This is a genomic window from Candidatus Desulfofervidus auxilii, assembly GCF_001577525.1.
In the GTDB taxonomy this organism is placed as follows: domain Bacteria; phylum Desulfobacterota; class Desulfofervidia; order Desulfofervidales; family Desulfofervidaceae; genus Desulfofervidus; species Desulfofervidus auxilii.
Window position 1 is genome coordinate 1 of sequence record NZ_CP013015.1, and the last position, 25,570, is coordinate 25,570.

Sequence of the window (25,570 nt, forward strand, 5' to 3'; positions counted from 1 at the left end):
ATGGAAAGTTCAAACCTACAAAATACAGTTAAGAAAATAGAAAACGGAAAACAGAAATTCCCAGTTCCCAATTCTAACATGTAAACGTGTCAATGTGTAAACGTGTTAACGCGCATAAAGAAGGAAAGGGAAACGGGAAACAGAAAATAGAAAACAGAAAATAGAAATTCCCAATTCCCATTTCCCAATTCCCATTTCCCATTTCCAACATTCTAACGTTCCAATTTGACAGAAGGCGATTTTGCATTTTTCAATTTGCATTCTGCATTGAGCCATCCTGCCTGTCGGCAGACAGGTGCGCTTAACATTTGGATCTCCGTTAAAATTACTTTGACGAAGTCCTGCTTCCAGTTTGGCAATAAGTAGTTTTGAAGGAGTTTTTGTGGTAAAATAAAAAAGAAATCAAGACCATGGATAATAGCTACCAATTAAAAAAATTAGAGGGATTTGACTTAGTTGAAGTCATTTCTAATCCTAAAACCCCTTGTCATATAAAACAAAAGGCTATCCGCACATTAAGAAATATAATCTATAAAGACCGCCAGCTTGCTTGGAAAATAATAGAAAAACTCCTTCCTGTATTAGAAACGTTTATTATCCATCCTAGAGATAACGATTTACAAAGAGAAGCCCTTTGGTTATTAGGGTATGTGAGAAATCACCTCTCTATTGGTATCATAGAAAATCTCATTGCTTCTCCCCAGACTCCTCCTTTATTAAAAGAAAAGGCCCTTCGGGTATTAGGATTTTCTATTTCTCGAGGTAGTAAACTCGCTGCCCAAGCTGTAGAAAGGTTATTACCTATCCTAGAAAGTCTTATTGTTTCTACTCAAACTCTTGATGGATTGAAGAAAATGGGTATTAAGACATTGGTAAAGGGATTACCACTTAAGGTGGATAGTCCAAAGGTAGAGTTCCCAAAGGAGAGTTATAATTTTGTCTCTATTGATGATATATTGTCTAAAGTTCGATCTCCCCATAATCCCAGATTTATCTCACGTAGTTTAGTTTATGACTTGAATGACAATAATATCTTAGTCATTAAAATATTAAAAGAAAAACAACACCCTTCATCATTGTTAAGGGAAGGATATTGGATTAAATATTTAAATAAACTCAAAACAGAGGGACATTTCACAGATGTCAGATTTGATATACCTCAATTATTAGAATTTTGTGGTGGTTATGTAATAAAACTCACTAATATTCCTATAAGAATCCCTAAAGAGATAAAACTTCACCCAGATAAATATGCCATTTGTTTTGTAATTTCCAAAGAATATTTCTGCTATCCTAACGAAACCCAGCCTGAAAGGGCCTTATCCTGGCAAGAGATTAAAGAGGTAATGGCCCGATGTGCATATTTGCTAGGCTATCTTACCTCTTTGGGTATTATTCATACAGAGGTAATTCCTTTATTCCATAATAGAATTCAGATAGGGAGAAGGTTTGATAGGGGTTTATACAGATGGCAATTTAAAGGAAGATTGGATAGATGGCTTGTTTCTTGCGACTGGCCTAATTTTGGAAAAACAGGGATAAGAGATTTTGAACATATTATTTCTTGGGGTGAGAAACCACCAGTAGGATATCAAGATCGGTCAGGATTGTATCGTTTTATAGGAAATCACTTGTTAAGTTTGTTTCTGGTCACAGGTAGTTACTTCAGAAACAGAAAAAGAGAAATGACAGGCTGGGACCATAAAGGGAATCCTGTGGATGCTCGAAATCTATTTAATAAGTCCCTTTTTAAAGAAATAATTCAAGCTATTTTGTTATCTTATTATAAAGGATTTGTGGGAAAAGAATATTTAGAAAAATTTCCTTTTGATTTAGACAATCTTATCCAAAGAGCCATTGAAGAGATGGGAGTAGATAGGCATATGGAAGAAAGATTAAGGATAGAGGACCAACAAAGGATGTCTGATGAAGAATTCAAGGAATTCCTGATAACTAAAGGATATTCTGGAGAAGAAATAAAAAGATTTGTCAAGGGAAAGGAAGATATAATCTTACTCAGTGGTCCTCATTTAGGGGGATTTAATGAATTAATATCTTTGCCTGAGATGATTGATGCTATAACTATATGGGCAGCGTTATGTATAATTGGTAAATATAAAAATGGTTTCTGATTATACTAGATTTCAGGAAATTCAAGGTTTTGACTTCTTGATTGAATGTTTCTTTAAGTAGGGATGACAGTCCTCCATGAAGTCAATAATGACCGAGCTAAGGGGTCAATCTTAAGTGAAGATTGATATTTGTTTTTCTAATTGACACAGGAATAATTTCTTTGTATTTTTGGGCAATGTCAAAAAAGCTCCCTCTTTCAGTAATAATTATTACCAAAAATGAAGAAAAATTAATTTCTGCTTGTTTGGAAAGTGTTAGCTTTGCTGAAGATATAGTAGTTTTGGATGCAGGCAGTGAAGATAATACCACAGAAATTGCCAAGTCCTTTGGCTGCAGGGTATTTGTTGAAGAATGGAAGGGATATGGTCCACAAAAACAAAGTGCTTTGGAAAAGACTTATCACAAGTGGGTTTTAAGCCTAGATGCCGACGAAAGAATACCTCCTGAAACTGCCCAAATTATTTCACAAATAATTCAAGACCCAAAGGCCCAAGCTTACAGTTTCCCTCGCAAAAATTTCTTTCATGGAAAATGGATAAAACACAGTGGGTGGTGGCCAGATAGGGTGGTAAGACTGTTTGATAAAGAGCATGGAAAGTTTGAAGGCATAGTTCATGAGACATGGGTTACAGAGGGTAAAATTATTGAATTAAATGTTCCCATAGAGCATTATAGTTATCAAAATTACTCTCAAATGCTTAAAAAAATGAATGAATATTCTTCCACTAGGGCTAGGGAACTCTATGATAAAGGCATTAGGGTAAATCTTCTTACCCCATTTTTACATGGAGGTTGGATGTTTATCAGGAGTTATTTCTTGAAATTAGGCCTTCTTAATGGGTTGGATGGTTTTATAATTTCATTCATAAATGCCTGTAACTCATTTTTTAAATATGCAAAGCTGTTAGAAATGCAAAAAACCCCAGAAAGACAATATGAGTGAGACATTATGAAAATTGCTTTCATTAAAAGAAAATTTTCATTTTACGGAGGAGCAGAGCAAGATTTGCAAAAGGTGATGATAAATTTAGCGCAAAGGCATGAAATACATTTACTTACTTCTTTGTGGGAAGAGTCTACAGCTTTTAAAATCCACAAAATTTCTTCTTTAGGAATTGCACCTGACTTCATTTTTGCTCAAAGGGTGAAACAATATTTAAAAACACATCCCTTTGATGTTGTAGTCAGTTTTGAACGAACATGCAGTCAGGATATATATCGGGCATCGGATGGTTGCCACAAAAAGTGGCTTGAACAAAGAAAGTTTATTGATGGATATTTAAAGTGTCTAAGTTTTCGTTTTAATCCTCATCATTTAACTATCCTTTTTTTAGAAAAAAAGGCGCTTAAAACTTCAAAAAAAATCATTACTCTCTCCCAAATGGATAAAAGAGCATTTAAAACATTTTATGGTGAGGAAATTGCTAAAAAATGCACAGTTTGTTATAATGGAGTTGATTTAAAACGTTTTTTCCCTCCTAGCTTAGAAAAAAAGCAAGAATTCCGAGGTCAATTAGGTCTGGAAGATAAAAAAGTATTATTGTTTGTTGGGAGTGGTTTTAAACGGAAGGGATTGTTATTTGTCTTGGATGTCTTAAAATGCCTGCCCAAAAAATTTGTATTATTAGTAGTTGGGAAAGGAAAGATAGGAAAAAAATTGTTAAGAGGATTAGAAAAAAGAATATATTTTTTGGGCCCTCAGAGAAAAATAGAAAGATTTTACCAATTAGCTGATATATTTGTACTTCCCACAATTTATGACCCCTTTGGGAATGCCATTTTAGAAGCCATGGCTTGTGGTTTGCCGGTAATTACCACAAATGCTAGTGGGGCATCAGAGATCATAGAAAATGGCAAAGAAGGTTTTATTTTAAATTTTCCTGTAAATTTAGAAGAATTTGCCTATTGCCTGGAAATAGCTTCTAAAAATCAAAAGATAATGGGAAAAAATGCTTATGAGAAAGCGAAACTTTTTTCTTTAGAAAAGGCCGTCAATGAGTTTTTGGAAGTAATTGAAAGGTAATTTATTCTCTTAAATATAAATGCGTATCTTGGCTATTAAACTAAAACAAATAGGAGATGTATTGCTCTGTGAACCTGCCTTAAGAGCAATAAAAACCCGCTTTTCTAATGCCCATTTGACAGTAATTGTTAATAGCTACACTGCCCCTATGTTAAAATATGCAGATTATATTGATGAATTATTAGGGTATGATCGCCGTTTAAAAGAATTGAGTGTTTTAAAGAGGATTAAAGGGGAATTGAATTTTTGCAAAAATTTCTTTCTTAATAACTATGATATTGCCATAAATTTTGCTAGTGGAGATAGGGGCGCTATTTATTCTTTACTTTCAGGGGCGAAATATAAAATTGGATTTTTTGCAAAAAAGGGATTTGTAGGCAAAAACCTTATTTATGATAAGCTTCTAATAGAACCAGATACACACGCAGTAATGCATGATTTGTATCTAGTGTGTGAGGGGTTGGATATTTTACCTAGGGACTATGAGGTTAAACTATATTTAAAAGACAAAACGATCGAGGATGCTAAAAACAGGTTGCGCAAGCTAGGGATTAACCAAGGTGATTTAGTAGTTTATCTCCACCCTATAACCCATTGGTCATTTAAGTCCTGGAGAGATGACTATATGGCTACAGTAATTAATTGGTTTCTAAAAAATGGTATAAAGGTTATCCTGGGCGGTAGTGGGGAGAAGGAAAAAAGGAGGGTAGAAAACATCCTTAGTTTTGTCAATAAAGGGGTGATAAATTTAGTAGGAAGATTGGATTTGGAGGAATTGTGTGGGATAATTTATCATTGTCATCTATTCTTTGGCATTGATACTGCACCCATGCACATTGCTGCTGCTTTAAATAAACCTGTAATTGCCCTATTTGGCCCTAGTCTTACCCATAGATGGGGGCCCTGGGAAAATAATTTGAGCTATCCGGTAAAGTCCTTTCAATCTCCTTATAAAAGGAAGGGTGTCCAATCTTTAGGAAAACATATTATTATTCAAAAAGAATGGCCCTGTGTGCCTTGTGACAAAAAAGGCTGTAATAACAAAGGATTTTCTGAGTGTTTGGGCGAGATTAAACCAAAGGAGGTCATAAATATATTACAAGAAAAGATATCTCAGCTTTCCCCTGTTTTTCCCTAAACTCGCTCAACTTTTATACTCGATGAAAATAGGCCCAAAATAGCCATAAAGAGCATAGCACTTTCTGTGCTCAACATTGAGTATCCTATTCCAATCACAAAAAGGTGAATAAAGTTCCCAAGGCAGGCATACCATAAAGGGGTAATAATCTCGCCCTCTCTATTCCTGGTTTTGGAAAGTAGATGCAAATATAACCCTAAAAAAATAAGGAAGGAGAAAAGCCCAATTAACCCTCTCTCACTAGCAATATTTAAAAAAACATTGTGGGCATCACTGCTCCTTATATCTCTAGGAAGATTGTATTTTACTCGATTTTCTTTAAGACTGTAAGTTTTGGGCCCAATGCCTAAAAAGGGTCTATCCTTTATTATCTTCAAGGCTCCTTGCCAAATTGCACAGCGAACATAAAAATCAGGCTTCAACATTTTAATCCTTTCCTTTAATGGGACAAAAAGAAATAGAAACAGAATAATCAAAAGGCACCCAAGGGCTAGTATCTTAAAATGCCTTCTGAGGGCACAGAAGATTAAAAATATTACACTTACAGAAAAAAGGGTGGCCCTGGTTAAGGACAGAGAAAGCACTCCAAGAGTCAAGATAGTAGCGGCTACTACCAGAAAGAAAAAAGGATTTTTCTTTGGTTTATTAGTTAGCAATATGCCAAAAGTTAAGGAAAGAAAGAGTGCTAAATAGGTAGCAGTACTAGTGCGATAACCAATAAAATTAATAGATTCTAGAGAGGGTGCTTCTAAATAGTGCTTTATCCCTATAAGGTCTCCTATCATCATGGAAATGATAATAATCAAGATAGCAAACTTTATTTTAGCTTTGGTGTCAATGCTGTATTTGACCAGAAAAAAGAGCATAACAAACCTGAAGGTATCCCAGGCACCTTTTTTTAGGGCATAATCTCTATAAGGGGAAAAAATGGCGCTGACCAGGGTCAGGAAAAGGAAAAGTAATAATGCCTTATCAATGCCCGCAAGTGGAAACTTTTTTCTATAAAGAACGCTTCCTATAAAGAAAAGAAATAAAGCACTTACAAATGCAATATTTTTAGGGGCCTCAAAGAGTGGTAGTGAAAATAGGGTCAGTAAAATGAAAACATAAGTCGTTTTCTCTAATAGTTCTGCTATAACTCCGCTTTTCTTTTCTTCGGCCATTTAATCATTTAATTCCGCGCTTTGCATATTATACTAAGACTGCTTGTCCTGTAAAGGGAGGGGTTACAATTTTCCATAGGAAATATAATTTTTTCCTACTTAAATATCTAAAGTCCATTGAAATTCCATTATTGCTGGCATATAACAAGCAAAATGCAAGATTGTGAACTTATGGTATTATGGCCAGTTCTTTTTACTTCATGGAAATGGGTAGGTTAGAAACAAGAGAAAATGCCTAAGATAAAAATTCTACATCTAGAAAGTGCCATGGGTTTTGGAGGACAACAAATCAGGATTTTAAACAAAATAAGGGCACTAAGAGAAAAAAATTATTGGATTACTTTAGGGGCATTCCCCAAAAGTGAGATTTTTAAAAAGGCCTGTCAAATGGAACTCAAGGTTTATCCTTTGCCTTTAAAAAAAAGGGACTTAAAAGGAATTTTTGCGGTTTTAGATTTAATAAAAAAAGAACATATTCATATATTACATACTCATACCAGTTGGGATAGCTGGCTAGGAGGGATAGTTAAAACTATTTATCCCAAATTTGCCCTGATCAGAACTAGACATGTTTCTACCCCTATCGGAAGAACCCCTCTAAGCTGGCTACTTTATAATGTATTTCCTCATTATATCATCACCACCGGTGAGGCTATTAAAAATCAGTTAATAAATTACAATAAGTTTAATCCTAAAAAGATTGTTTCTATCCCTACAGGTGTAGATTTGGCTGTGTTTGACCCTGATAAAGTAAAACCAGGATTACTTCCACCAAATGGTTTTAATATAGGAATGATTTCTATCTTTTTAGAATGGAAGGGACACAAATACTTTATTTTAGCTGCAAAAGAAATTTTAAAAGAAATTCCCCATGCTGAATTTTATATAGTAGGCAATGGGAACAAAAGAGCCCGGGCAAGGATAGAAAAACAAATCCAAGATTTTAATTTACAAAATAAAGTCCATTTACTTGGATTTAGAGAAGACATACCCCAGATTTTAGCCTCTTTAAATGTATTGGTGCATCCTTCTTATGCTGGTGAAGGCTTACCGCAGGCAATTTTGCAAGCCTTAGCCATGAAAAAACCAGTTATTACTACCAATATAGGTAGTATTTACGAAGTAATAAAACATAGAGAAACAGGTTTAATCGTTCCGCACCAAGATCCACAAGCCATTACTGAAGCAGTTTTAGAGTTATATAAAAGCCCTGCTTTGAGAGAAAAATTGGGTAAAAAAGGACGGAAATTGGTAGAACAAAGATATTCCTTTGCTAAAATGATAGAGGAGATTGAAAATATTTATAATTCCTGTAGGCAATGAACATTCTCCATACGGCCCCTTAACCTGTCTGGCCACTCTGAAGGCTTGGTCTTGATGGCTTAACGAAGCATCTGCTAAGCTATAAATAAAGATTAACGCCTAAATTTTGGGGAATGTTCAAATTATAATTCTTTGACAAAGATTCGATATTTTTTATAGAGTTTAGCATTTATCTTTTTAAAGATATTTTGGACAATGACATTATTTTCCAATACCCACCCTATCTCCCAACGCAAAAAACCCTTTTGTTTAGATATTTCTAAGAGTTTGAGAAAAAGTAAAGGGCCTAAAATATACCGATATTGCTCACTAATGCCTAAGGTTATTCCACGGACAAAGGTTAACTTTCTTGAGTAGTAAAGCCATTTAAATATCCCAAATGGGAAAAGCCTGCCATTTAATTTTTTGAGTATGGGATTTATATCCCAAATGGATAAGTTAAAGCCTACAATTTTCCCATCCTTTTCTACTACTAGGGCTAAATCAGGAATAACCAATTTTTTTAATTCTTTAGCGAGATAAAAAAACTCTTCATCAGTCAGGGGCACAAATCCCCAATTTTTACCCCAGGCATCGTTATAAACTTCTCTTATCTTTTTTATTTCTTCAGGGTCATTTATTTTTATTTTTCTTACGGTAAGATTTTTTCTGGCAGCCTTTTGTTCAACTCTCTTGAACACTCTTTCATCTACATGATTAAAATCAACATAATAACTACAAAGGTCTTGAGCTTTTTTAAAACCGCTTTTTTCTATATATTCCTTATAATATGGGGGGTTATAGGGCATCATAACCACGGGAGGATAGTCAAAACCCTCTATAAGCAGACCACATTCATGATTGGTAGATAAGTTCAAGGGGCCTAAAATCTTTTTCATACCATGGCCTTTTAAAAATTTTTCCACTTCATTGAAAAGTGAAATAGCAATAGAGTAATCTTTGAGTGTTTCAAAAAGACCAAAATAGCCTACTTTTTCCTGGTAATAACGAATATACTGTCTATCTATAACCGCCGCTATCCTTCCCACAGGTTCTTTACCTTTATAGGCCAAAAATAACTTTACTGTGGCATGTGAGAAAAATGGATTCTTTTTAGGGTTTAAAAATGTCTTTCTTTCAGAAATAAGGGGAGGAACCCAATAAGAATTATCTTTATAAATCTTCCAGGGGATTTTTACAAATGTATCTAGCTGCTTTTTATCTTCTACGGGAATAATTTCCACCTGATTCATTTTTCTCCCTCAGATAACGCTTTAAACTATCCTAAAATGAACGGTTTGTCAAAAATTAAAAAGCCGATGGTCTTACCCATCGGCTTAGAGGAGGGAGAAAAGTGAAAGGTTTTCTCAATTAGATAATTAAAAGCAAAAACTGTGCCACTTTGATAATAAAGGTGAATAGCCATTTTTCTGTTTTTATAAAATACTAAAAATGTTCAAAAATTTTTACTATGTTTCTCATAATCTTCAGATTATTAAGACAATAAAGGATTTTTAATAGATACAAATTTTTATACTTACCAATCTTTTTGGGGTAATAATTTATACCTTTTAATTTTATACTGAAGTAAGCTTTTGGTAATACCCAATGCCCTGGCTGCTTTTGCTTGAACAAAATTATTTTGCACTAAGGCATGTTTGATAAACCTGGCCTCTATTTCTTCTAAAATTTCAGGTAACTTGAGATTTGGAGGAAGATGTTTAAAAATCTCAGCATGAACTGAAGTATCTTGTTCCCGTAAACGTTCAGGGAGATGTTCAGGTTTAATCTCCTCTCCTGAACACAACACTACTGCTCTCTCTATTACGTTTTCTAATTCTCTGATATTACCCGGCCAAGAGTAATTATAGAGAATATTTAAGACCTCAGGGGTGACCTTTAACTCCCTTTTTCTCATTTCTTTGCTATATTTTTTGAGAAAATAAGCTACTAATAGAGGAATATCTGTTGTTCGTTCTCGCAAAGGTGGTAAATGAATATGAACTACATTAAGCCGGTAATAAAGGTCCTCCCGAAACCTTCCTGCTTTTATTTCCTCTTTTAGGTCTTTGTTAGAAGCAGTTATGATACGCACATCGGTCTTGATAGTCTTGGTTCCTCCTACGCGTTCAAATTCTTTCTCTTGTAAAACTCTTAATAGCTTTACTTGGAGGGAAGGAGACATCTCACTGACTTCGTCTAAAAAAAGCGTACCCTTGTCTGCTAACTCAAATCTCCCCTTACGCAAAGCAATAGCACCAGTAAAGGAACCTTTTTCATGACCAAATAACTCACTATCTAAAAGGGTTTCTGCCAAAGCACCACAATTAACAGATATAAAAGGACCATTTTTCCGTCCACTATTATAATGAATGGCCTTAGCCACAAGTTCTTTACCAGTCCCAGTCTCTCCTGTTATGAGGACAGTAGTTTTGGTATTAGCTACCTTTCTAATCAAATCAAAAATACGCTGCATAGCTGTGCTCTTACCTACTAGATTTTCAAAGTGATATCGCTGGTGTAAGGCTTGATTAAGCCGCCTATTCTCTCGCAACAAGTGGTGCATATCAATGGCCTTACGCACATTGAGCTTTAGTTCTTCATTAGAAAAAGGTTTTAACACATAGTCAAAGGCCCCTTTTTTCATAGCTTCCACTGCTTTTTCCACAGTGCCATAGGCGGTCATTATGATTACTGGCAATTCAGGATTAATTTGTTTAATTCTTTCCAACAAAAGTATTCCATCCATCTGAGGCATTTTCATGTCTGTAAGTACTGTGTCAACATCAGTGTGGGAAAGGATTTCTAGGGCTGTAAAGGCATCTTGGGCAGTAAGAACCTGGTATTCTTCTTCTAACACTGCCTTTAAAATAATTAAGAAGTTTTTTTCATCGTCAACAACCAGTATGTTTTCCATATCTGTATTTAGGGTAAAAAGACTATTACCCTTGTTCCTTCTCCTATTTTACTTTCAATTTTAACCCTTCCTTCATGATTTTCAATAATTTTTTTCACAATGGATAGACCCAAACCACTTCCTTTTTCTTTGGTAGTGAAAAATGGGGTAAAAATATTTTCTAAGACTTCTTCTTGCATACCTGTGCCTGTATCAGTAAACATAATCACTACTCCTTTATTATCAGGAACTGCCTCCACTGTGACCTTCAATTGACCTCCAGAAGGCATGGCTTGAATGGCATTCATGATAATATTTAAAAAGGCACGATGTAATAGATTTGAGTCGGCTTCTATGACAGGATTATCTCTATATTCCTTTATTACTTCAATTCTATGAGATTGAAAATCAGGGATAAGAAAACTTAGGAGTTTGTCCAGCACTTCTGTAACTGTGCATGGTGCAAATTTGGGAATTTCTGGGCGAGCAAACTCTAAAAATTCACTCAAAGTTTGATTAAGCCTCTTCGTTTCTTCTAAAATAATTTGAGCTAGTTGGACTTGAGTATCGTCTCCTTTTTTTCTATTTTGTAACAATTCAGCAGTGCTACTAATAACTCCTAAGGGATTTTTAATCTCGTGAGAAACAGCGGCCACCATTTCTCCTAGATTGGCCAAATGCTCTGTTTTTCTTAGTCTATCTTCCAATCTCCTTCTTTCTTCGGCTCTGGCTTCAATAATTCTTTCTGCCCTTTTAACTATCAAGGTTAGCCCTAAAAACAAAAGTCCCATAATAAAAATAGAACTAGCGATCACTGTAGTATGAAAGTTTTTAATGATTTTATAATCCTTGCTTAAATCTTGGGTAATTTCAAAAATTCCCAAAACAAGCGTAGTTTCTTGTGCTAAGGCCTTTTCTGCCCGAAAGGGAGCATAGGTTTTCAATTTATTTTTTTCTAGTCTAGAAGCCAAATTTCCCTTTTTGGCCATCTGAAACTCTGGAGGCAAAGTAAGTTTTTTGCCTACTAGCTCCTTATTTGTGCTATAAGCAATAGTGCCTTTCACATCATAAATATTTACTTGCTCTATATCAAAGCCATGAATAGTGTTTTTTACAATCCTATCCAAACGTTCAAACTGCACCTTTTCTCTTAGCCTAATACGGCCAAAAACAGCCACTGTAGGCAGGGTAAATTGAAGAAAAACCTGGTGATTTAGATTTTTGGCTACCAATAATGCATATTCTTCACTTTTCTGTAAAATTAAAGATTTAGCACCTTTGGAAACAATAAAAGAAAGGGTTAGAGAGGCAAATAAAATAAGAAAAAAACTGCTATAAGAAAAATATTTTACTAACTTAAAGGGCCTTACACTTTGGCGTGAACGCATTTTAATGTTTCAATTTCTCTCTTTTCTTCCTGGAAATGGGGTTCTCCCATTAAGGCCCTGGTATAACGCTTTCCTAACTCTACTCCTGGTTGATTTAAGGGATTAATCCCCATGAATAACCCACAACTTACGGTAGCTAGCTCTAAACAATAAATGAATTCTCCTAAAGTAAAGGCGTCAATGTTATCTAAAACAAATTTGCCATTGGGACAACCTGCTTTGGTCAAGGCTACTTCTGTAGCTAGTTGTTCTGCCTGTATTAATTCATTAAATGTATGGCCTCCTAAATAGGCTAAATCAGGAAAATCTTTAAAAGAATGCGGAATAAACACATCATTTCCATAATCTTTCACGGTGATGAAAGTGATAATTTTATCACGTGGACCATCCATATAAAGCTGTAGTTGTGAATGTTGGTCTGTTACACCCAGTGCCTTAACTGGGGTAGGACCATTTCCTTCTTTGCCCAAACTTTCTGCCCATAGTTGGCGCCACCAATCAGCCATACCAAGTAATGCTTGGGCATAGGGAAACATAACATGAATATTTTTACCCTTTTGTAAAAACAGAAACTGAATTAACGCAAAGAGATAAGCAGGATTTTCTATAGTTTCACATCGTTTAGCCATGGCCTGTGCCCCTGCCAATAAGGCATCTATATCTATACCCAAAAAGGCCACAGGCACTAATCCCACCGCTGAAAGCACCGAATATCTGCCTCCTACATTAGGAGGAACAGAGAAGGTTAAAAATCCTTCACTTCTGGCAATCTCTCTTAAAGGTCCTTTTTCTGGGTCAGTAATGATAATTATTTGCTTTATAGGGTCTCCTTGTTTTCTCACCTTTTCAAGAAAGAATAAAAAGTGACTAAGGGTCTCGGCTGTTTTGCCTGATTTGCTAATAACCAAAAAAAGTGTGTGTTTTATATCAACCACATCTAAAATACCCTGGACTAACTCAGGGTCTACATTGTCCATAAAGAATATCCTAGGATAGCCATTTCTCTTTTCTGCATTCAAAAGATTATAAAAAGGATGATGAAGGGCCTGGTGGATGGCCATAGCTCCTAGAGAAGAACCACCAATTCCCAATACAATGATATTTTCCCACTTTTTCCGAGCATCAGAAGCCATTTTTTTAATCTCATTCAATTCTGGCTGATGGAAAGGCAATTCCATAAAACCAAAGCTACCATCTTGACGCTTAGCTTTAATCTCGTTATCTATTTCTTGTAATAGCCCTTTGTTTGTTTCTAAAAAATTAGAGGAAATTCCCTCTTTACCTATATTTTCTTCAATAAGGTTAGAATAATCATATACCAGCATTTTTTTACCTAAGCCCTGGGTTTAGCCAGAATTTCCAATACCTTTAATTCTAGAAACCGCTTTGAGGCTGCAGATTTAATAACAGTCACTGTATCTGCTCCTTTGGCCGTGCCAGCCATGGCTACTACTTCTTTACCTTCGGCTATTAATCCTGCATCACAGGCCTCCATCACAATTTCACAACATACTTTCATTCCCTCTCCTAATCTGCGCAGTGTTTCAGCAATTAACAGGGTAGGATAGAGACCGTTAAATTTTTTGGAAAGGGCCTTTTCCAGAGAATGGGTAAGAATGGTTCCTTTGTAAACCCGTCCTCCAGCAGCCAAAATAGCATTGTAGTTTTGAGGCAAAAACTCATCCTGATTGGGACCTTTGAAACCCACACAATGACCAATAACCACTAAATTTATATTATAATGGGTTAATTTTTCTGCTACTAACCGACCTGTTTCACCAGTAGTGGAAGCTACCACAAAATCTTTATAACCTTCCTGGACCAACCGTTCTAAAATATGAAGACATGCTTGGGTATTGGCTGGTCCTGGTTTCTCAAAATACAATATCTCTTTTCTGAACATATAGGCATAATACTTTGTCTCTTTTACTTCTGTCAAGATGCTTACTGACCCAAAATCCGCGACCTCTTTTTGGAGAAAATTCCAACCTGCCCGACGGCAGACAGGTCTGTGGGTTTTCTTTAAAAGTTATTACGGATTTGGGGAGATTACCACTTTTGACAAAAATTGCTCTTTATGGCATTTTGGGAATATGGCTACTGTGGGAGAAATATTGAAAGAAGTGAGAGAAGGAAAGAGAATTTCTATAGATAAAGCGGCCGCTGACACCAAACTTTCTGTTTTTTATCTAGAAGCTATTGAGGCCAATAATTGGCAAGCCTTACCAGCCCCTGCTTATATCAGGGGTTATTTGCGTCTTTATGCCAGTTATCTTGGACTGAGTCCTGATAAGATTATAACCCAATATGAGGAACAAATTGCACATCCAATTCCAGAAGCAAAAATCAAGAAGACAAACTACAAACCCATTATTTTAGGAGTGATTTTTGTTTTATTTTTTCTTTCACTTTCTTGGTATCTATCAGAAAAAAACCTGCCTACCAAACAGGCAGGAATGAACAAATTATCCCTGCAAACCATGAGAAAAAAAGGAAGTTTAGGAAAAACTATACCTGCCCAAATATCACCACCTTTATCCAAAACCCAGCTTAAACCTGAGAAAAAAACTGTTTTAGATATTTCTGTCAAACGTATTTCCGTGTGTTTAGATATAAAAGACCGTGAACCAATTCATCCTCAAACCCAATTTCATCTTACTGCCCCCACTCCTATTTATTGTTTTACAGAGATTTTAGGGGCAAAGAAACCCACAAAGGTCAGACATATATGGCTTTATAAAGGCAAGGTAGCTATGGCTATCGTTTTACCCATAAGATCTGCCAGGTGGAGGACTTGGAGTAGAAAGATTATTTATCCTGATTTAAAAGGGAAGTGGGAGGTAATTATTTTAGGACCCAAAAAAGAAAAATTAACATCCATTGAATTTACAGTAAAATAGAACGACTTAAGAATTTATTCAGGACTTTAAGGAAGTTTTTGGTTTGAGTGAAGAAAATGCGTCTGCTATATGAAATAGAGAGTATTTAAGAAACATAATTAACTGTTTTTTTAAACTGGGAGATAAAAAATGAGATATTATCCTGTTTGTTTAGACCTCAAGAGGAAAAATTGCTTGGTGGTAGGGGGAGGCAAGGTAGCCCTGCGTAAAATTAAAAGGCTCCTTGATGGTGGGGCAAACATAAAATTAGTGGCTAAAGAAGTGATACCTGAATTAAAAAGCATTATTAGCGATAAAAAAATAACTTATCTTGGTGCTGAATATAAAACCGATTATTTAAAAGACGTTTTCCTAGTCATTGGAGCCACCAATGATGAAATCCTCAATGCCCGTTTAAGTAAAGAGGCTAACGCAGCTAATATCTTGTGTAATATTGTGGATCAGCCTGAAAAATGCAATTTTATTGTGCCTTCAGTAGTAACTAGAGGGGATTTAACTATTGCCATTTCTACGGCAGGAAAAAGCCCAGCTATGGCCAAAAAATTGCGGGAGGAATTGGAAAAACAATTCGGAGAGGATTATGCCCTTTTTCTAAAGTTATTAGGGAAGCTGCGAAGTTACCTTAAAAAAGTTGTCCCTCATCAAAAGGAAAGGGAGGCCATTTTAAACAAATTGGTAAACTCCAATCTTTTAGTCTATATTAAAGAGAAAAACATGGAGGCCGTAAAAAAGGAGATTAAAAAACTTGTGCCCAAAATCTCTGATTTAGATAAATTATTAAACTTCAAACTAAAGGAGAAATCTCAAAATAATGTCTGAAAGATTTATCCCCTTTTCTTTGCCTTCTATAGAGCAACAAGAAATAGAGGGAGTGATAGAGACCTTAAAGTCAGGTTGGCTCACCACAGGGCCTAAGGTAAAGGAATTTGAAAAAAAATTTGCTACTTTAGTGGGAGCAAAATATGCCGTAGCACTTAATTCTTGCACTGCTGCCTTACACTTAGCATTAGAGGTTATTGGCCTTAAAGGAGGGGAAGAAGTTATTACCTCTCCTATGACTTTTGCCGCTACTGCAGAAGTAATAAGATACTTTAAGGCTAAACCTGTTTTTGTAGATATCCAACCAGATACCTTGAATATAGACCCCCAAAAGATTCTAGCCTATTTAGAAAATACCGATATTTCAAAAGTCAAAGCCATCATTCCGGTGCATTTTGCCGGTCATCCCTGTGATATGGATATCATTATGGAAATAGCTAAAAAATATAATTTGAAGGTTATTGAAGATGCAGCTCATGCCTTTCCTTCAAAGTATAAAGGGAAAAATATAGGCGTGATAGGAGACATTACCTGCTTTAGTTTTTATGCCAACAAAAACATCACTACTGGTGAAGGAGGCATGGCTACTACAGAAAATAAAAAATGGGCTGAACAAATGCAGTGCATGAGTCTACATGGCATAAGCAAGGATGCTTGGAAGAGATATACAGCTAAAGGTTCCTGGTATTATGAAATTATCGCCCCGGGTTATAAATATAATCTGACCGACATTGCTGCTGCCATAGGCCTGGCTCAGTTAGAAAAGGTGAATGTTTTTTGGCAAAGAAGAAAAGAGATTGTTTCTATGTATAATCAGACATTTAAAGAAATGCCTGAAATAGAGACACCATTTTTAAAGAATAATATAGAACATAGCTGGCTTTTATATGTTATTAAATTAAAATTGGAAAGACTTTCTATTGATAGAAATCAATTTATAGAATTGTTGAGGGAAAAAGGTATTAGTTGCTCTGTTCACTTTATACCATTACATATCCATCCCTATTATCGCCATTTATATAAATATAAACCAGAAGATTATCCTATAGCCTATAGCACTTATCAAAGGATTGTCTCCCTACCCCTTTATCCCAAAATGAGTGAAGAAGATGTGAAATATGTTATCTCAGCAGTAAAAGAAGTTATAAAACAAAATAAAAAATATCTGGTTGTCAACCAATCACATTTTATAGTATAAAAAACTATGGACATTTTTTTCTACCAGTTAGCCTTAATAGGATATATCATCAGCATGGGCGGTTTTTTCGTTTCTCTTTTTTCACCAAAACCCAAAATTCAACAGTTATCTACATTTTTATTCACAGGTGGTTTTTTGGCCCATACAGTGGGTTTTATCTGCAACTGGGTTCAATTAGGTCATTTCCCAGTTATAGCCATGAAAGGTTCCATCTCTTTTATGGCCTGGCTACTAGCCCTTGTTTATCTTATTCTTTTTTTTCGTTTTGGCCTAGGTGTGTTGGGTGCCTTTTTTAATCCCTTAATCTTAGTGTTGATGTTTCTTTCTAGGATAATCCCAGGTGTTACTTCCCCTCCTCGCCCTATATTCCGCAGTTTGTGGCTTAATCTGCACATTGTTTTTAGCCTTTTAGGAGACGCACTATTAGCAGTAGCCTTTTGTGCTGGTGTGATATATCTTTTACAGGAAAAACAAATCAAACAAAAAAAAATAACCGAAATTTCTGGACGTTTACCTTCTTTGTCTTTTTTAGATACGCTTAATTATCACGCTCTGATTGTGGGATTCATCATGCTTACCATAGGATTAGTCATAGGTGCTGTCTATGCTCAATGGGTTAGGGGAAGTTTCTGGAATTGGGATGCTAAGGAAATTTGGTCTGTTCTTACTTGGTTAGTTTATGCTATACTATTACATGAGAGGTTAGCCATAGGTTGGCGAGGTCGTCGTGCTGCATGGCTTTCTATTATTGGTTTTGGATTTTTAATTTTTACCTTTTTGGGGGTTAATTACTTTTTAAAAACTTATCATAGTTTTAGATAAAAATGGATAATTGGATTGTTTTAGTCGGGGTAAATCATAAGACAGCTCCAGTAGAAGTGAGAGAAAAATTGGGTACCAGTGGTAACTCAGAGGAAATTCTATCTCAACTGGCACAGCTTTCTCCTTTAAGAGAAGTTTTATTCCTCTCCACCTGTAACCGTGTAGAAATTCTTTTTACTACCAAACAATCCGCTGAAACAGGTGTAAAGGCGGTAAAGCAATTTCTAGCCGATTTTAATCAGATTCCCATAAGCCAATTTGAGAACGCCCTTTATGTGTATCAACAGACAGAAGCAGTGGCACATGTTTTTCGAGTATCTTCCTCTCTAGATTCTATGGTGATAGGTGAACCTCAGATTCTAGGTCAAATAAAAGATGCCTATCGTCTGGCTTTAAAACACCGTTTAGCTGGGCCCATTTTAAACCGTCTTTTACATAAGGCCTTTTCGGTAGCTAAAAGAATTCGGACAGAGACAAAACTAGCACATCATGCAGTCTCTATTAGCTATGCTGCAGTAGAGATGGCTAAAAGAATATTTAGTCATCTAGAGGGCAAAAAGATTATGCTTATTGGGGCAGGAGAGATGGCAGAATTGGCAGCACAGCATCTTTTGAATAATGGAGTAAAAAGTATTGTGGTGGCAAATAGAACCTTAGAAAGGGCAATTGAATTGGCAGAAAGATTTCAGGGTAAAGCTATCTCTATGGAGGAAATAAAAGAAGGTTTAAAAGAGGTAGACATTATTATTAGCTCTACCGGTGCCCCCAATTTTATCCTATTAGAAAAAGATGTAAGGCAAAGTATGCGTGCTCGTCGGCACCGCCCTATATTTTTCATTGACATCGCCGTTCCTAGAGATATAGATCCCCAAATAAACCAAATAGATAATGCTTATGTATATGACATAGATGACTTACAAGGCGTAGTAGAGGCAAACAAAATCAAGCGCCAGAAAGAAGCACAAAAAGCAGAACGGATTATAGAAGAAGAAACCATCAAGTTTAAGCTATGGCTGGAAACCTTATCTGTAGTACCGACTATCATTGCTTTAAAACATAAACTAGAGGAAATAAAACATGCAGAATTGAATAAGACCTTCAATCAGCTAAAACACCTTTCTGAAAAAGACAAAGAAGCCATTGCAGTAATGACAGAGGCCATGATAAAAAAGATACTTCATGACCCCATCCAATTTTTAAAGCAAAAAGAAAACAGGGAAAGGATTGACCTGTATTTAGATATCACCCGCCGTTTATTCAATTTAGATAACCATGAAGAGCAAGAAAGAGGATATCATAAAAAAACAGAGTTTAAAGAATAGAGAGCACTAAGGCTGAACATAAAGGAATGGAAATAGCATCATCAATAGGAGAAAAAAGCTCAGCGAGAGTAGCGGTAATGGCACCCAAAAGAGCAATTATAAAAGGAAAAAAGCAAACACCAATGATTAAGCAAGTGAAGAAGTTAGCTAAGGAGCCGCCTAAGGTCTTTTGTTTAAAGATAGGGGTAAGGGGTAAATAATGACCCACAATGGCTGCTATGGGGTCTCCCAGGGTCAAATAAAGGATAGCACAGGTAGCAATATTCTTGGGGAAGAAAAAAATGGTAATACTTATAGCTAAAAAGTAGTATGTGCTGCCGGTAATAGCATGTTTTTCTTTCTCTTTGACTAATATCCCAAAATGGTTTAAAAACCAGTGATTGAAAGGATGATAGATGAGACGTAAGACATCTAAGACAAAAACACATAAAAAAATTATAAACATGATAAAGGCTGCTTTTTTTGAACTTAATGAGGAAAAATAGTAAATAATAGGGATGGCATTACCTAATAAATGCCAGAATTTGCGTAACCAGAGATGCATAGGTTTAATTTAACTATAATAAACAAAAAAGTCAAAAGAGAGTGGCTATGAAAAAGATGTTAAACACGGTGATTTTGTTGGGTTTTGTTTTCCTTGGTAGTTGTGGTCATAAAGGTAGCCTTTTAAAGACTAGGGTTTCTAGTCCTACACATCATGTAGAGGTAGGCACAGTGTTTTTAGAAAAAGGTAAAATCTCAGAGGCCCAAAGACAATTTCTCCTAGCCCTAGAAGAAGACCCGGGTTTAGTAAAAGCATATGTGGGTTTAGCCTTGGTAAAGGCTTATCAAAAAGACCAAAATGCTGCATGGGTAAAAATAGAAGAAGCGAAAAAAATGGTTAAAACAGACGATGACAAAATAGATGTTTATAAAGGAGAAATCCATCTGGTTTATTTATTATTTACTCCTAAAATGTTACCTAAGGCGGAAAAGGCCTTTAAACAAATAATGAACCTAAGACCAGGGGATGCCTCAGCGTGTTTTTATATGGCCCTGCTTTATGAAAGGGCATTTCTTTTTGATAAATCCCTTTCTTTATTGGATAGGGTGTTAAAGACAGAAAATCCTTTTGTATTAAAGGCTTACAACGAGATAGACAAAATCGCTAAAATCAAAAAGGCCCAACCCTTAACTGAGGTAGGGAAAGAAATTGGTTTAAAGGATGTTATCACCAAGGCAGATATGGCTGCCCTGCTGGTGCACGAACTGCATTTACCCCAATTGATAGAAGTAATTCCTGATAGTTTACCCACAGCTAAAGACGTTTTGGGCGAGCGTTTTGCTAAAGAAATTTTAGCTATTATTCCTCTTGAAATTAGAGAACTTTCTGCCACTATAGATGGCTATTTTGAACCCCAGCAAAAACTCACTAAGGCCTCGTTTTGTGAAATACTCCAAGATATTTTAGTAAGGGTTACTGGGAATAGACAATTACGCCATCGTTTCCAAAGAGTTCGTTCTCCTTATAAAGATTTGGACCCTAAAGTGTCTTATTATAATGCTTGCATTCTTGGACTAGTAAAGGGGTTTGTCCTTCCCCAGGACAGGTCAAACAGAATCTTTGGTCCATTAAATCCCGTAAGTGGGGCAGATGCCTTGCTTGCCCTAAAACGCTTGCGGCAAGAAGCAAGAATTTTTTAACTTGACTTATCCCCCTTTTTTCTCTATTATGACCATCTGGTCATGTTAGAACATAAACCCCAAAAAACTTTTTTGAGTTTACCTGAAGAAAAGAGGCAAAAGATAGTAGAGATCGCTACCAAGGAATTTGCCATTAAAGGTTATGCTAAGGCTAGTTTAAATCGCATGGTAGAAAAATTGGGCATTGCAAAGGGTTCAATTTATCAGTATTTCCACAATAAAGAACACCTTTTTCTTTACGTTTTTTCTCATGGTGTCCGACTAGCCAAAGATATTTTAAAACCTATTAAAAGCCAAAAGGGAAATATTTTTGAAAAATTAAGTGCATCTTTAAAAATGGGTATCTTGTTTATTCAGCAGCATCCCCATATTTATCAGATTTATTTAAAAATTTTGTTTGAAGATAAAGTTCCGGGACGAAAGCACTTACTTAAGGCCATTAGATTTTATTCCCGAGATTATTTATTACCCCTTTTAAAGGAGGCACAGACAAAAGGAGAAATCCGCCAAGATTTGGATTTAGAAATGACGGCTTTTATGCTGGATGCTATGATGGAACGTTTTTTACAGGCATATTCATTGTCTTATTTGGATACTATTGATATTTATGAGGCAAAAACAGAGAGTTTAGAAAAGAAGATTTCTATCTGGATAGATATTTTAAAAAGGGGATTGAGTAATGGAAAGTGAGATTGAGGAAATTGCTAAAAAAATAGAAAAAGGAGAGCGGTTAAGTTTAGAAGAAGGATTGAGGTTATATGATGCACCTTTATTGACTATAGGAGAGCTGGCCAAGAAAGTAAAAGAGCGGTTACATGGTAAAAAGGTGTATTATGTCTATAATCAACATATAAATTACAGTAATATCTGTAAAAATTTATGTAAATTTTGTGCCTTTGGTAAACCCAAAGGAGACCCCCAGGGATTTACTTTAACCTTAGAAGAAATTGAGCAAAAGATAAAGGCTAGGCTTGATGAGCCTATAAAAGAAATTCATATTGTGGGTAGTGTTCAGCCTGACTTGCCATTTGATTATTATGTAGAGTTAATTAAGTTAGTGCATTCTTTACGGCCAGAGGCGATAATCAAGGCTTATACTATTACTGAGATTGCTCATTTTACAGAAATTTCAGGAAAAAATACAGAGCAAGTGTTGCGTATTTTAAAAGAAGCCGGAGTGCAAGTCTTACCAGGTGGAGGGGCTGAAATCTTTGCCCAAAGGGTGCGTCAAAAGATATGTCCCAGGAAAATCTCAGGAGAAAAATGGTTAAATATTGCCCAAATTGCTCATCGTTCAGGCATTCCTACCAATTGCACCATGCTTTTTGGACACATTGAGACAAAAAAAGAACGGCTTGAACATTTAATAGCTTTAAGAGAACTACAGGATGAAACAAAGGGATTTATTTGTTTTATCCCCCTTTGTTTTCATCCTCAAAATACAAAACTTTCACATTTACCTGGCCCAAGCGGTGTAGATATATTAAAAACTATGGCTATTTCTAGAATTATGTTAGACAACATTCCTCATATCAAGGCCTATTGGGTTATGCTTACTCCCAAACTGGCCCAGGTGGCCCTAAACTTTGGGGCAGATGACTTGGATGGCACTATTATAGAAGAAAAGATTACCCATATGGCCGAAGCACAGTCTCCACAAGCATTAACTAGGGCTGAATTAGAATCCCTGATTAGGGAAACAGGTTATAAACCAATAGAGAGAGATACATTTTTTAGAGAAATTAATTAAAAATGGATAAAATTAAAGAAAAAATTCTTTCTCATAAACGCCTCAATAAAGAAGAAGCTATATCTTTATTTAATTGGGAGTTAATTAGTTTAGGGAAACTTGCAGATAGAGTTAGATGGGGTTTACATCCCCAGCCAGTGGTTACTTATATTGTGGATAGGAATATCAATTATTCCAATATTTGCATTTCTGGTTGTAAATTTTGTGCCTTTTGGCGGACAAAAGGACATCAAGAAGCATATATTTTAACTAAAGAACAATTGGGTAAAAAAATTGAAGAGTTGTTAACCTTAGGAGGGATACAGATTTTACTCCAAGGGGGATTACATCCTGATTTGGATATAGAGTTTTATGAAGAGATGCTTTCATGGATAAAAAGAAACTATTCCATTCATATCCATGGTCTATCCCCTCCTGAGATTGCCCATATTGCCCAAAAATCAGGTTTGTCTTTAAGAGAAACCATAAACAGGTTAAAACAGGCAGGTTTAGATTCTATACCTGGTGGTGGGGCAGAAATTTTGGTAGATAGAGTGAGAAAGAGTTTATCTCCGCATAAATGCAATACTGCCACCTGGCTTAAGGTAATGGAGGTTGCCCATCAGTTAGGCCTAAAAACCACAGCTACTATGATGTTTGGACACATAGAAACTTATGAAGAACGCATTGAACACATGTTAAAAATCAGGGCCTTGCAGGACAAAACAGGGGGATTTACGGCCTTTATTCCTTGGACATTTCAACCTAAAAATACGGCCTTAGGTCATTTAAGGCCTATAGGTGCGGTAGAATACTTAAAAACATTGGCTATTTCTCGGATTGTTTTAGATAATGTAGCTAATATTCAAGCATCTTGGGTGACCCAAGGGGAAAAAATTGGACAAATTTCTTTATTTTTTGGGGCTAACGATATGGGAAGCCTTATGCTGGAGGAAAATGTGGTAGCTGCTACTGGGGTACATTTTAGAATAAAGGAAGAAAAAATGCGGTATTTGATTGAACAGGCAGGATTTAGACCGCAAAGGAGAAATATGCAGTATGAATGGATATAATATCTACCGTGCCAAATGGATATTACCTATCTTCCGTCCCCCTATTGAAGATGGGGCAGTAGTGGTGAGCAATGGGAAAATCATCAAGGTAGATTCTTATGCAGATATTTCTGAAAAAGGCATTCAGGGGAAATGGGTTGACTTAGGTGAAAGGGCAATTTTACCTGCCCTGGTCAATGCCCACACCCATCTGGAATTATCAGCCTTAAAAGGATTAAAAGCAGGTAACTTTGTCCATTGGCTTAAATCAGTGATAGAAGCCAAGCAAAAGTTAAATAAAAAAGATTTTAAAACAGCAGAACACAAAGCATATAAAATGTTAAAACAAACAGGCACCGGATTGGTAGGAAATGTTAGAAATTTTTTAACTTTATCCGATAGTAAAGATGACATATCTGAAGTTAATCTTTTAGAATTTTTAGGTTTTAACCAAAAAACGGCAGAAATTAGATGGCCAACCTGGAAGATGTTTTTAGATAGTCATCCAGCATTTATACCCAGTGCTCATGCCCCCTATAGTGTTCATCCTCAATTTCTCCCTAAAATAAAGCAATTGGCTGAAGACAGAAATCAGATTTTTTCCATCCATGTGGCAGAAAGCCAGGCAGAAGTGGAATTTTTGCTGACAGGTAAAGGGGCATTAAAAGATTTATTAATAGAAAAGAAATTATGGGATGAGAATTTTAAGGTGCCAAAAAAACGCCCTATTGCCTATTTAGAATCTCTGGGTGTGCTTAATCCTAAAACTCTATGTGTTCATTGTGTTGAGGTGAATGAGAGAGATGCTTCTATTTTACAAAAATATGGGGTTAAAGTATGTCTTTGTCCCTGTAGTAATGCTTATCTAGGGTTAAAGTCTGCCCCTTGGTTACTGTTTAAGAAAATGGGCATTTCTCTGTGTTTGGGGACAGATAGTCTGGCTAGCAATACCGATTTAAATTTGTTCAAAGAAATGGCCTATTTGCTAGATTATGGGCCTTTTTCTCCCAGTGAATTATTAGAGATGGCTACTTGGCGAGGGAGTATGGCCTTGGGGCAAGGACAGAACTTTGGAGTGCTTTTTCCTGGCGCTATGGCTCGATTTTTGGTTTTACCAGTGAAGGGGAAAAATCTGGCTGAGGCGGTCATTCTGGCTGGTGCTAAAGGAGAAATTACATGGATAGAATAACACTTCGCTTAGGCAAGTTCCCATTTTTAAATTGTGTTCCAATTTATCATGCCTTAGAGACTGGTAAGGTTAAGTGTGAAACCCGATTTAAAATCGTCTCTGGCAGTCCAACAGAGACTAATGCCCTTTTAAACAAAGGAGAGCTTGAGCTAGGAATTATTTCTTCTGTGGCCTATGCTGATATGGCTGGAAAATGCTTAATTTTACCTGAACTTTCTATTTCTTCTTATGGAAAAGTCAAAAGTGTCATCCTCTTTAGTCGTATACCCATAACTGCTTTAGATGGACAACCAGTCATGCTTACACCTCATTCTGCTACCTCTATTTTGCTGTTAAAGTTGATTTTTTCTAAATATCTTGGTATTCAACCTAAATATCTAATAGGTGAAATAGGACAGCCTAACGGAGAGGCAGTGGCAGGTTTGGTGATTGGTGATAGGGCACTGAGGCTTCAAGCAGAAAAAATTTATCCCTATCAGTTGGACTTGGGTGAAGTTTGGTATAATTTAACCGGACTTCCCTTTGTCTTTGGTCTTTTTGCAGTGAGAAAAAGCGTTTGGGAAGAATACAAACAGGTTGTTAAACATATATGGCAAGCATTGCTAACATCTAAAAGATGGGGTCTCAATCATCTAAAAAGATTGGCTAGATGCTATTCTCAACTTTCCTTGGTAGAGTATTGGCAACATCTTAATTATGATTTGACCCCTTTGCATTTAAAAAGTGTAAAGCTGTTTTTCCACTATCTCAAGGAAGCAAAAGAGATAGAAACTATACCCTTATTTAGTATTATAGAAACTTGAAAAAATCTTC

Annotated in this window: 23 protein-coding genes; 16 read left to right on the forward strand and 7 right to left on the reverse strand. The window is 36.0% G+C overall.

Going from position 1 to position 25,570, the window contains the following annotated elements:
- The first annotated feature begins 410 nt into the window (after positions 1–410).
- The 4 genes from HS1_RS00005 (at position 411) to rfaQ (ending at position 5,294) form a co-directional block, all read left to right on the forward strand.
- Positions 411–2,132: a SidJ-related pseudokinase gene (locus tag HS1_RS00005; RefSeq protein WP_066060038.1), complete on the forward strand. Its 1,722-nt coding sequence runs from the start codon at positions 411–413 to the stop codon at positions 2,130–2,132.
- A 176-nt stretch (positions 2,133–2,308) separates the two neighbouring features.
- The gene (locus HS1_RS00010; RefSeq protein WP_156469335.1) at positions 2,309–3,076 is read left to right on the forward strand and encodes a glycosyltransferase family 2 protein; all 768 of its coding nucleotides are present in this window, start codon (positions 2,309–2,311) and stop codon (positions 3,074–3,076) included.
- A gap of 6 nt (positions 3,077–3,082) precedes the next feature.
- On the forward strand, positions 3,083–4,156 hold the full coding sequence (locus HS1_RS00015; protein ID WP_066060042.1) for a glycosyltransferase family 4 protein: 1,074 nt from the start codon (positions 3,083–3,085) through the stop codon (positions 4,154–4,156).
- A gap of 19 nt (positions 4,157–4,175) precedes the next feature.
- Positions 4,176–5,294 (forward strand): putative lipopolysaccharide heptosyltransferase III, encoded by a 1,119-nt coding sequence (gene rfaQ / locus HS1_RS00020; RefSeq protein WP_066060044.1) that lies wholly within the window; start codon positions 4,176–4,178, stop codon positions 5,292–5,294.
- Here the strand turns inward: rfaQ and HS1_RS00025 are convergent.
- Positions 5,291–6,457, reverse strand: a complete 1,167-nt coding sequence (locus HS1_RS00025) for an O-antigen ligase family protein (RefSeq protein WP_066060046.1) — start codon at positions 6,455–6,457, stop codon at positions 5,291–5,293. The two genes, rfaQ and HS1_RS00025, sit on opposite strands and share 4 nt — an antisense overlap.
- A gap of 231 nt (positions 6,458–6,688) precedes the next feature.
- Between HS1_RS00025 and HS1_RS00030 the strand changes: the two genes are divergently transcribed.
- Positions 6,689–7,780 (forward strand): glycosyltransferase family 4 protein, encoded by a 1,092-nt coding sequence (locus HS1_RS00030; RefSeq protein WP_066060048.1) that lies wholly within the window; start codon positions 6,689–6,691, stop codon positions 7,778–7,780.
- Positions 7,781–7,902: 122 nt separating this feature from the next.
- On the opposite strand, the gene HS1_RS00035 is transcribed toward HS1_RS00030, so the two are convergent.
- From HS1_RS00035 to HS1_RS00055, 5 genes are all read right to left on the reverse strand, one after another.
- Positions 7,903–9,012: a hypothetical protein gene (locus tag HS1_RS00035; protein WP_066060050.1), complete on the reverse strand. Its 1,110-nt coding sequence runs from the start codon at positions 9,010–9,012 to the stop codon at positions 7,903–7,905.
- Positions 9,013–9,296: 284 nt separating this feature from the next.
- A complete protein-coding gene (locus HS1_RS00040; RefSeq protein ID WP_066060052.1) occupies positions 9,297–10,676 on the reverse strand; it encodes a sigma-54-dependent transcriptional regulator in 1,380 nt (459 codons plus the stop codon).
- An 8-nt stretch (positions 10,677–10,684) separates the two neighbouring features.
- Positions 10,685–12,043: a two-component system sensor histidine kinase NtrB gene (locus HS1_RS00045; protein WP_066060054.1), complete on the reverse strand. Its 1,359-nt coding sequence runs from the start codon at positions 12,041–12,043 to the stop codon at positions 10,685–10,687.
- Positions 12,022–13,368, reverse strand: a complete 1,347-nt coding sequence (locus HS1_RS00050; protein ID WP_066060056.1) for a glucose-6-phosphate isomerase — start codon at positions 13,366–13,368, stop codon at positions 12,022–12,024. Before HS1_RS00050 ends, HS1_RS00045 begins: the two co-directional genes overlap by 22 nt.
- A gap of 8 nt (positions 13,369–13,376) precedes the next feature.
- Positions 13,377–13,946 (reverse strand): pyruvate kinase alpha/beta domain-containing protein, encoded by a 570-nt coding sequence (locus tag HS1_RS00055; protein ID WP_156469336.1) that lies wholly within the window; start codon positions 13,944–13,946, stop codon positions 13,377–13,379.
- Between the two features lie 190 nt (positions 13,947–14,136).
- Between HS1_RS00055 and HS1_RS00060 the strand changes: the two genes are divergently transcribed.
- The 5 genes from HS1_RS00060 (at position 14,137) to hemA (ending at position 19,104) form a co-directional block, all read left to right on the forward strand.
- Complete coding sequence (locus HS1_RS00060) at positions 14,137–14,943, forward strand: DUF2914 domain-containing protein (protein ID WP_172793619.1); 807 nt, start codon at positions 14,137–14,139, stop codon at positions 14,941–14,943.
- A 129-nt stretch (positions 14,944–15,072) separates the two neighbouring features.
- Entirely contained in the window at positions 15,073–15,762 is a 690-nt protein-coding gene (locus HS1_RS00065; protein ID WP_066060062.1) for a precorrin-2 dehydrogenase/sirohydrochlorin ferrochelatase family protein, read from the forward strand.
- Positions 15,755–16,960 (forward strand): DegT/DnrJ/EryC1/StrS family aminotransferase, encoded by a 1,206-nt coding sequence (locus HS1_RS00070; protein ID WP_066060064.1) that lies wholly within the window; start codon positions 15,755–15,757, stop codon positions 16,958–16,960. Before HS1_RS00065 ends, HS1_RS00070 begins: the two co-directional genes overlap by 8 nt.
- 6 nt (positions 16,961–16,966) lie before the next feature.
- A complete protein-coding gene (gene ccsB, locus HS1_RS00075) occupies positions 16,967–17,782 on the forward strand; it encodes a c-type cytochrome biogenesis protein CcsB (RefSeq protein WP_066060066.1) in 816 nt (271 codons plus the stop codon).
- A 2-nt stretch (positions 17,783–17,784) separates the two neighbouring features.
- Entirely contained in the window at positions 17,785–19,104 is a 1,320-nt protein-coding gene (gene hemA / locus HS1_RS00080; RefSeq protein ID WP_066060068.1) for a glutamyl-tRNA reductase, read from the forward strand.
- On the opposite strand, the gene HS1_RS00085 is transcribed toward hemA, so the two are convergent.
- Positions 19,094–19,648: a diacylglycerol/polyprenol kinase family protein gene (locus HS1_RS00085; RefSeq protein WP_066060070.1), complete on the reverse strand. Its 555-nt coding sequence runs from the start codon at positions 19,646–19,648 to the stop codon at positions 19,094–19,096. The genes hemA and HS1_RS00085 overlap by 11 nt on opposite strands.
- A 47-nt stretch (positions 19,649–19,695) precedes the next feature.
- Here HS1_RS00085 and HS1_RS00090 point away from each other — a divergent pair, with 47 nt between their 5' ends.
- The 6 genes from HS1_RS00090 to HS1_RS00115 are packed head-to-tail and all read left to right on the forward strand — an operon-like array spanning position 19,696 to position 25,560.
- Positions 19,696–20,787, forward strand: coding sequence for a tetratricopeptide repeat protein (locus HS1_RS00090; protein ID WP_066060072.1), 1,092 nt, complete (start codon positions 19,696–19,698; stop codon positions 20,785–20,787).
- 42 nt (positions 20,788–20,829) lie between these two features.
- On the forward strand, positions 20,830–21,477 hold the full coding sequence (locus HS1_RS00095; RefSeq protein ID WP_066060074.1) for a TetR/AcrR family transcriptional regulator: 648 nt from the start codon (positions 20,830–20,832) through the stop codon (positions 21,475–21,477).
- Positions 21,467–22,537, forward strand: a complete 1,071-nt coding sequence (mqnE, locus tag HS1_RS00100) for an aminofutalosine synthase MqnE (protein ID WP_066060076.1) — start codon at positions 21,467–21,469, stop codon at positions 22,535–22,537. The genes HS1_RS00095 and mqnE overlap by 11 nt, the downstream gene beginning before the upstream one ends.
- Positions 22,538–22,539: 2 nt before the next feature.
- Positions 22,540–23,589 (forward strand): cyclic dehypoxanthinyl futalosine synthase, encoded by a 1,050-nt coding sequence (gene mqnC / locus HS1_RS00105; RefSeq protein ID WP_066060078.1) that lies wholly within the window; start codon positions 22,540–22,542, stop codon positions 23,587–23,589.
- Positions 23,576–24,757, forward strand: coding sequence for an amidohydrolase family protein (locus HS1_RS00110; RefSeq protein WP_066060079.1), 1,182 nt, complete (start codon positions 23,576–23,578; stop codon positions 24,755–24,757). The genes mqnC and HS1_RS00110 overlap by 14 nt, the downstream gene beginning before the upstream one ends.
- Positions 24,745–25,560, forward strand: coding sequence for a menaquinone biosynthetic enzyme MqnA/MqnD family protein (locus tag HS1_RS00115; protein WP_066060081.1), 816 nt, complete (start codon positions 24,745–24,747; stop codon positions 25,558–25,560). Before HS1_RS00110 ends, HS1_RS00115 begins: the two co-directional genes overlap by 13 nt.
- Positions 25,561–25,570: the final 10 nt, after the last annotated feature.

What these genes read in the sequence shown, in the direction of transcription:
- HS1_RS00005 (WP_066060038.1), top strand. Translation starts at nt 411, where the DNA reads ATGGATAATAGCTACCAATTAAAAAAATTAGAGGGATTTGACTTAGTT.
- HS1_RS00010 (WP_156469335.1), top strand. Translation starts at nt 2,309, where the DNA reads ATGTCAAAAAAGCTCCCTCTTTCAGTAATAATTATTACCAAAAATGAA.
- HS1_RS00015 (WP_066060042.1), top strand. Translation starts at nt 3,083, where the DNA reads ATGAAAATTGCTTTCATTAAAAGAAAATTTTCATTTTACGGAGGAGCA.
- rfaQ (WP_066060044.1), top strand. Translation starts at nt 4,176, where the DNA reads ATGCGTATCTTGGCTATTAAACTAAAACAAATAGGAGATGTATTGCTC.
- HS1_RS00025 (WP_066060046.1), bottom strand. Translation starts at nt 6,457, where the DNA reads ATGGCCGAAGAAAAGAAAAGCGGAGTTATAGCAGAACTATTAGAGAAA.
- HS1_RS00030 (WP_066060048.1), top strand. Translation starts at nt 6,689, where the DNA reads ATGCCTAAGATAAAAATTCTACATCTAGAAAGTGCCATGGGTTTTGGA.
- HS1_RS00035 (WP_066060050.1), bottom strand. Translation starts at nt 9,012, where the DNA reads ATGAATCAGGTGGAAATTATTCCCGTAGAAGATAAAAAGCAGCTAGAT.
- HS1_RS00040 (WP_066060052.1), bottom strand. Translation starts at nt 10,676, where the DNA reads ATGGAAAACATACTGGTTGTTGACGATGAAAAAAACTTCTTAATTATT.
- HS1_RS00045 (WP_066060054.1), bottom strand. Translation starts at nt 12,043, where the DNA reads ATGCGTTCACGCCAAAGTGTAAGGCCCTTTAAGTTAGTAAAATATTTT.
- HS1_RS00050 (WP_066060056.1), bottom strand. Translation starts at nt 13,368, where the DNA reads ATGCTGGTATATGATTATTCTAACCTTATTGAAGAAAATATAGGTAAA.
- HS1_RS00055 (WP_156469336.1), bottom strand. Translation starts at nt 13,946, where the DNA reads ATGTTCAGAAAAGAGATATTGTATTTTGAGAAACCAGGACCAGCCAAT.
- HS1_RS00060 (WP_172793619.1), top strand. Translation starts at nt 14,137, where the DNA reads ATGGCTACTGTGGGAGAAATATTGAAAGAAGTGAGAGAAGGAAAGAGA.
- HS1_RS00065 (WP_066060062.1), top strand. Translation starts at nt 15,073, where the DNA reads ATGAGATATTATCCTGTTTGTTTAGACCTCAAGAGGAAAAATTGCTTG.
- HS1_RS00070 (WP_066060064.1), top strand. Translation starts at nt 15,755, where the DNA reads ATGTCTGAAAGATTTATCCCCTTTTCTTTGCCTTCTATAGAGCAACAA.
- ccsB (WP_066060066.1), top strand. Translation starts at nt 16,967, where the DNA reads ATGGACATTTTTTTCTACCAGTTAGCCTTAATAGGATATATCATCAGC.
- hemA (WP_066060068.1), top strand. Translation starts at nt 17,785, where the DNA reads ATGGATAATTGGATTGTTTTAGTCGGGGTAAATCATAAGACAGCTCCA.
- HS1_RS00085 (WP_066060070.1), bottom strand. Translation starts at nt 19,648, where the DNA reads ATGCATCTCTGGTTACGCAAATTCTGGCATTTATTAGGTAATGCCATC.
- HS1_RS00090 (WP_066060072.1), top strand. Translation starts at nt 19,696, where the DNA reads ATGAAAAAGATGTTAAACACGGTGATTTTGTTGGGTTTTGTTTTCCTT.
- HS1_RS00095 (WP_066060074.1), top strand. Translation starts at nt 20,830, where the DNA reads ATGTTAGAACATAAACCCCAAAAAACTTTTTTGAGTTTACCTGAAGAA.
- mqnE (WP_066060076.1), top strand. Translation starts at nt 21,467, where the DNA reads ATGGAAAGTGAGATTGAGGAAATTGCTAAAAAAATAGAAAAAGGAGAG.
- mqnC (WP_066060078.1), top strand. Translation starts at nt 22,540, where the DNA reads ATGGATAAAATTAAAGAAAAAATTCTTTCTCATAAACGCCTCAATAAA.
- HS1_RS00110 (WP_066060079.1), top strand. Translation starts at nt 23,576, where the DNA reads ATGAATGGATATAATATCTACCGTGCCAAATGGATATTACCTATCTTC.
- HS1_RS00115 (WP_066060081.1), top strand. Translation starts at nt 24,745, where the DNA reads ATGGATAGAATAACACTTCGCTTAGGCAAGTTCCCATTTTTAAATTGT.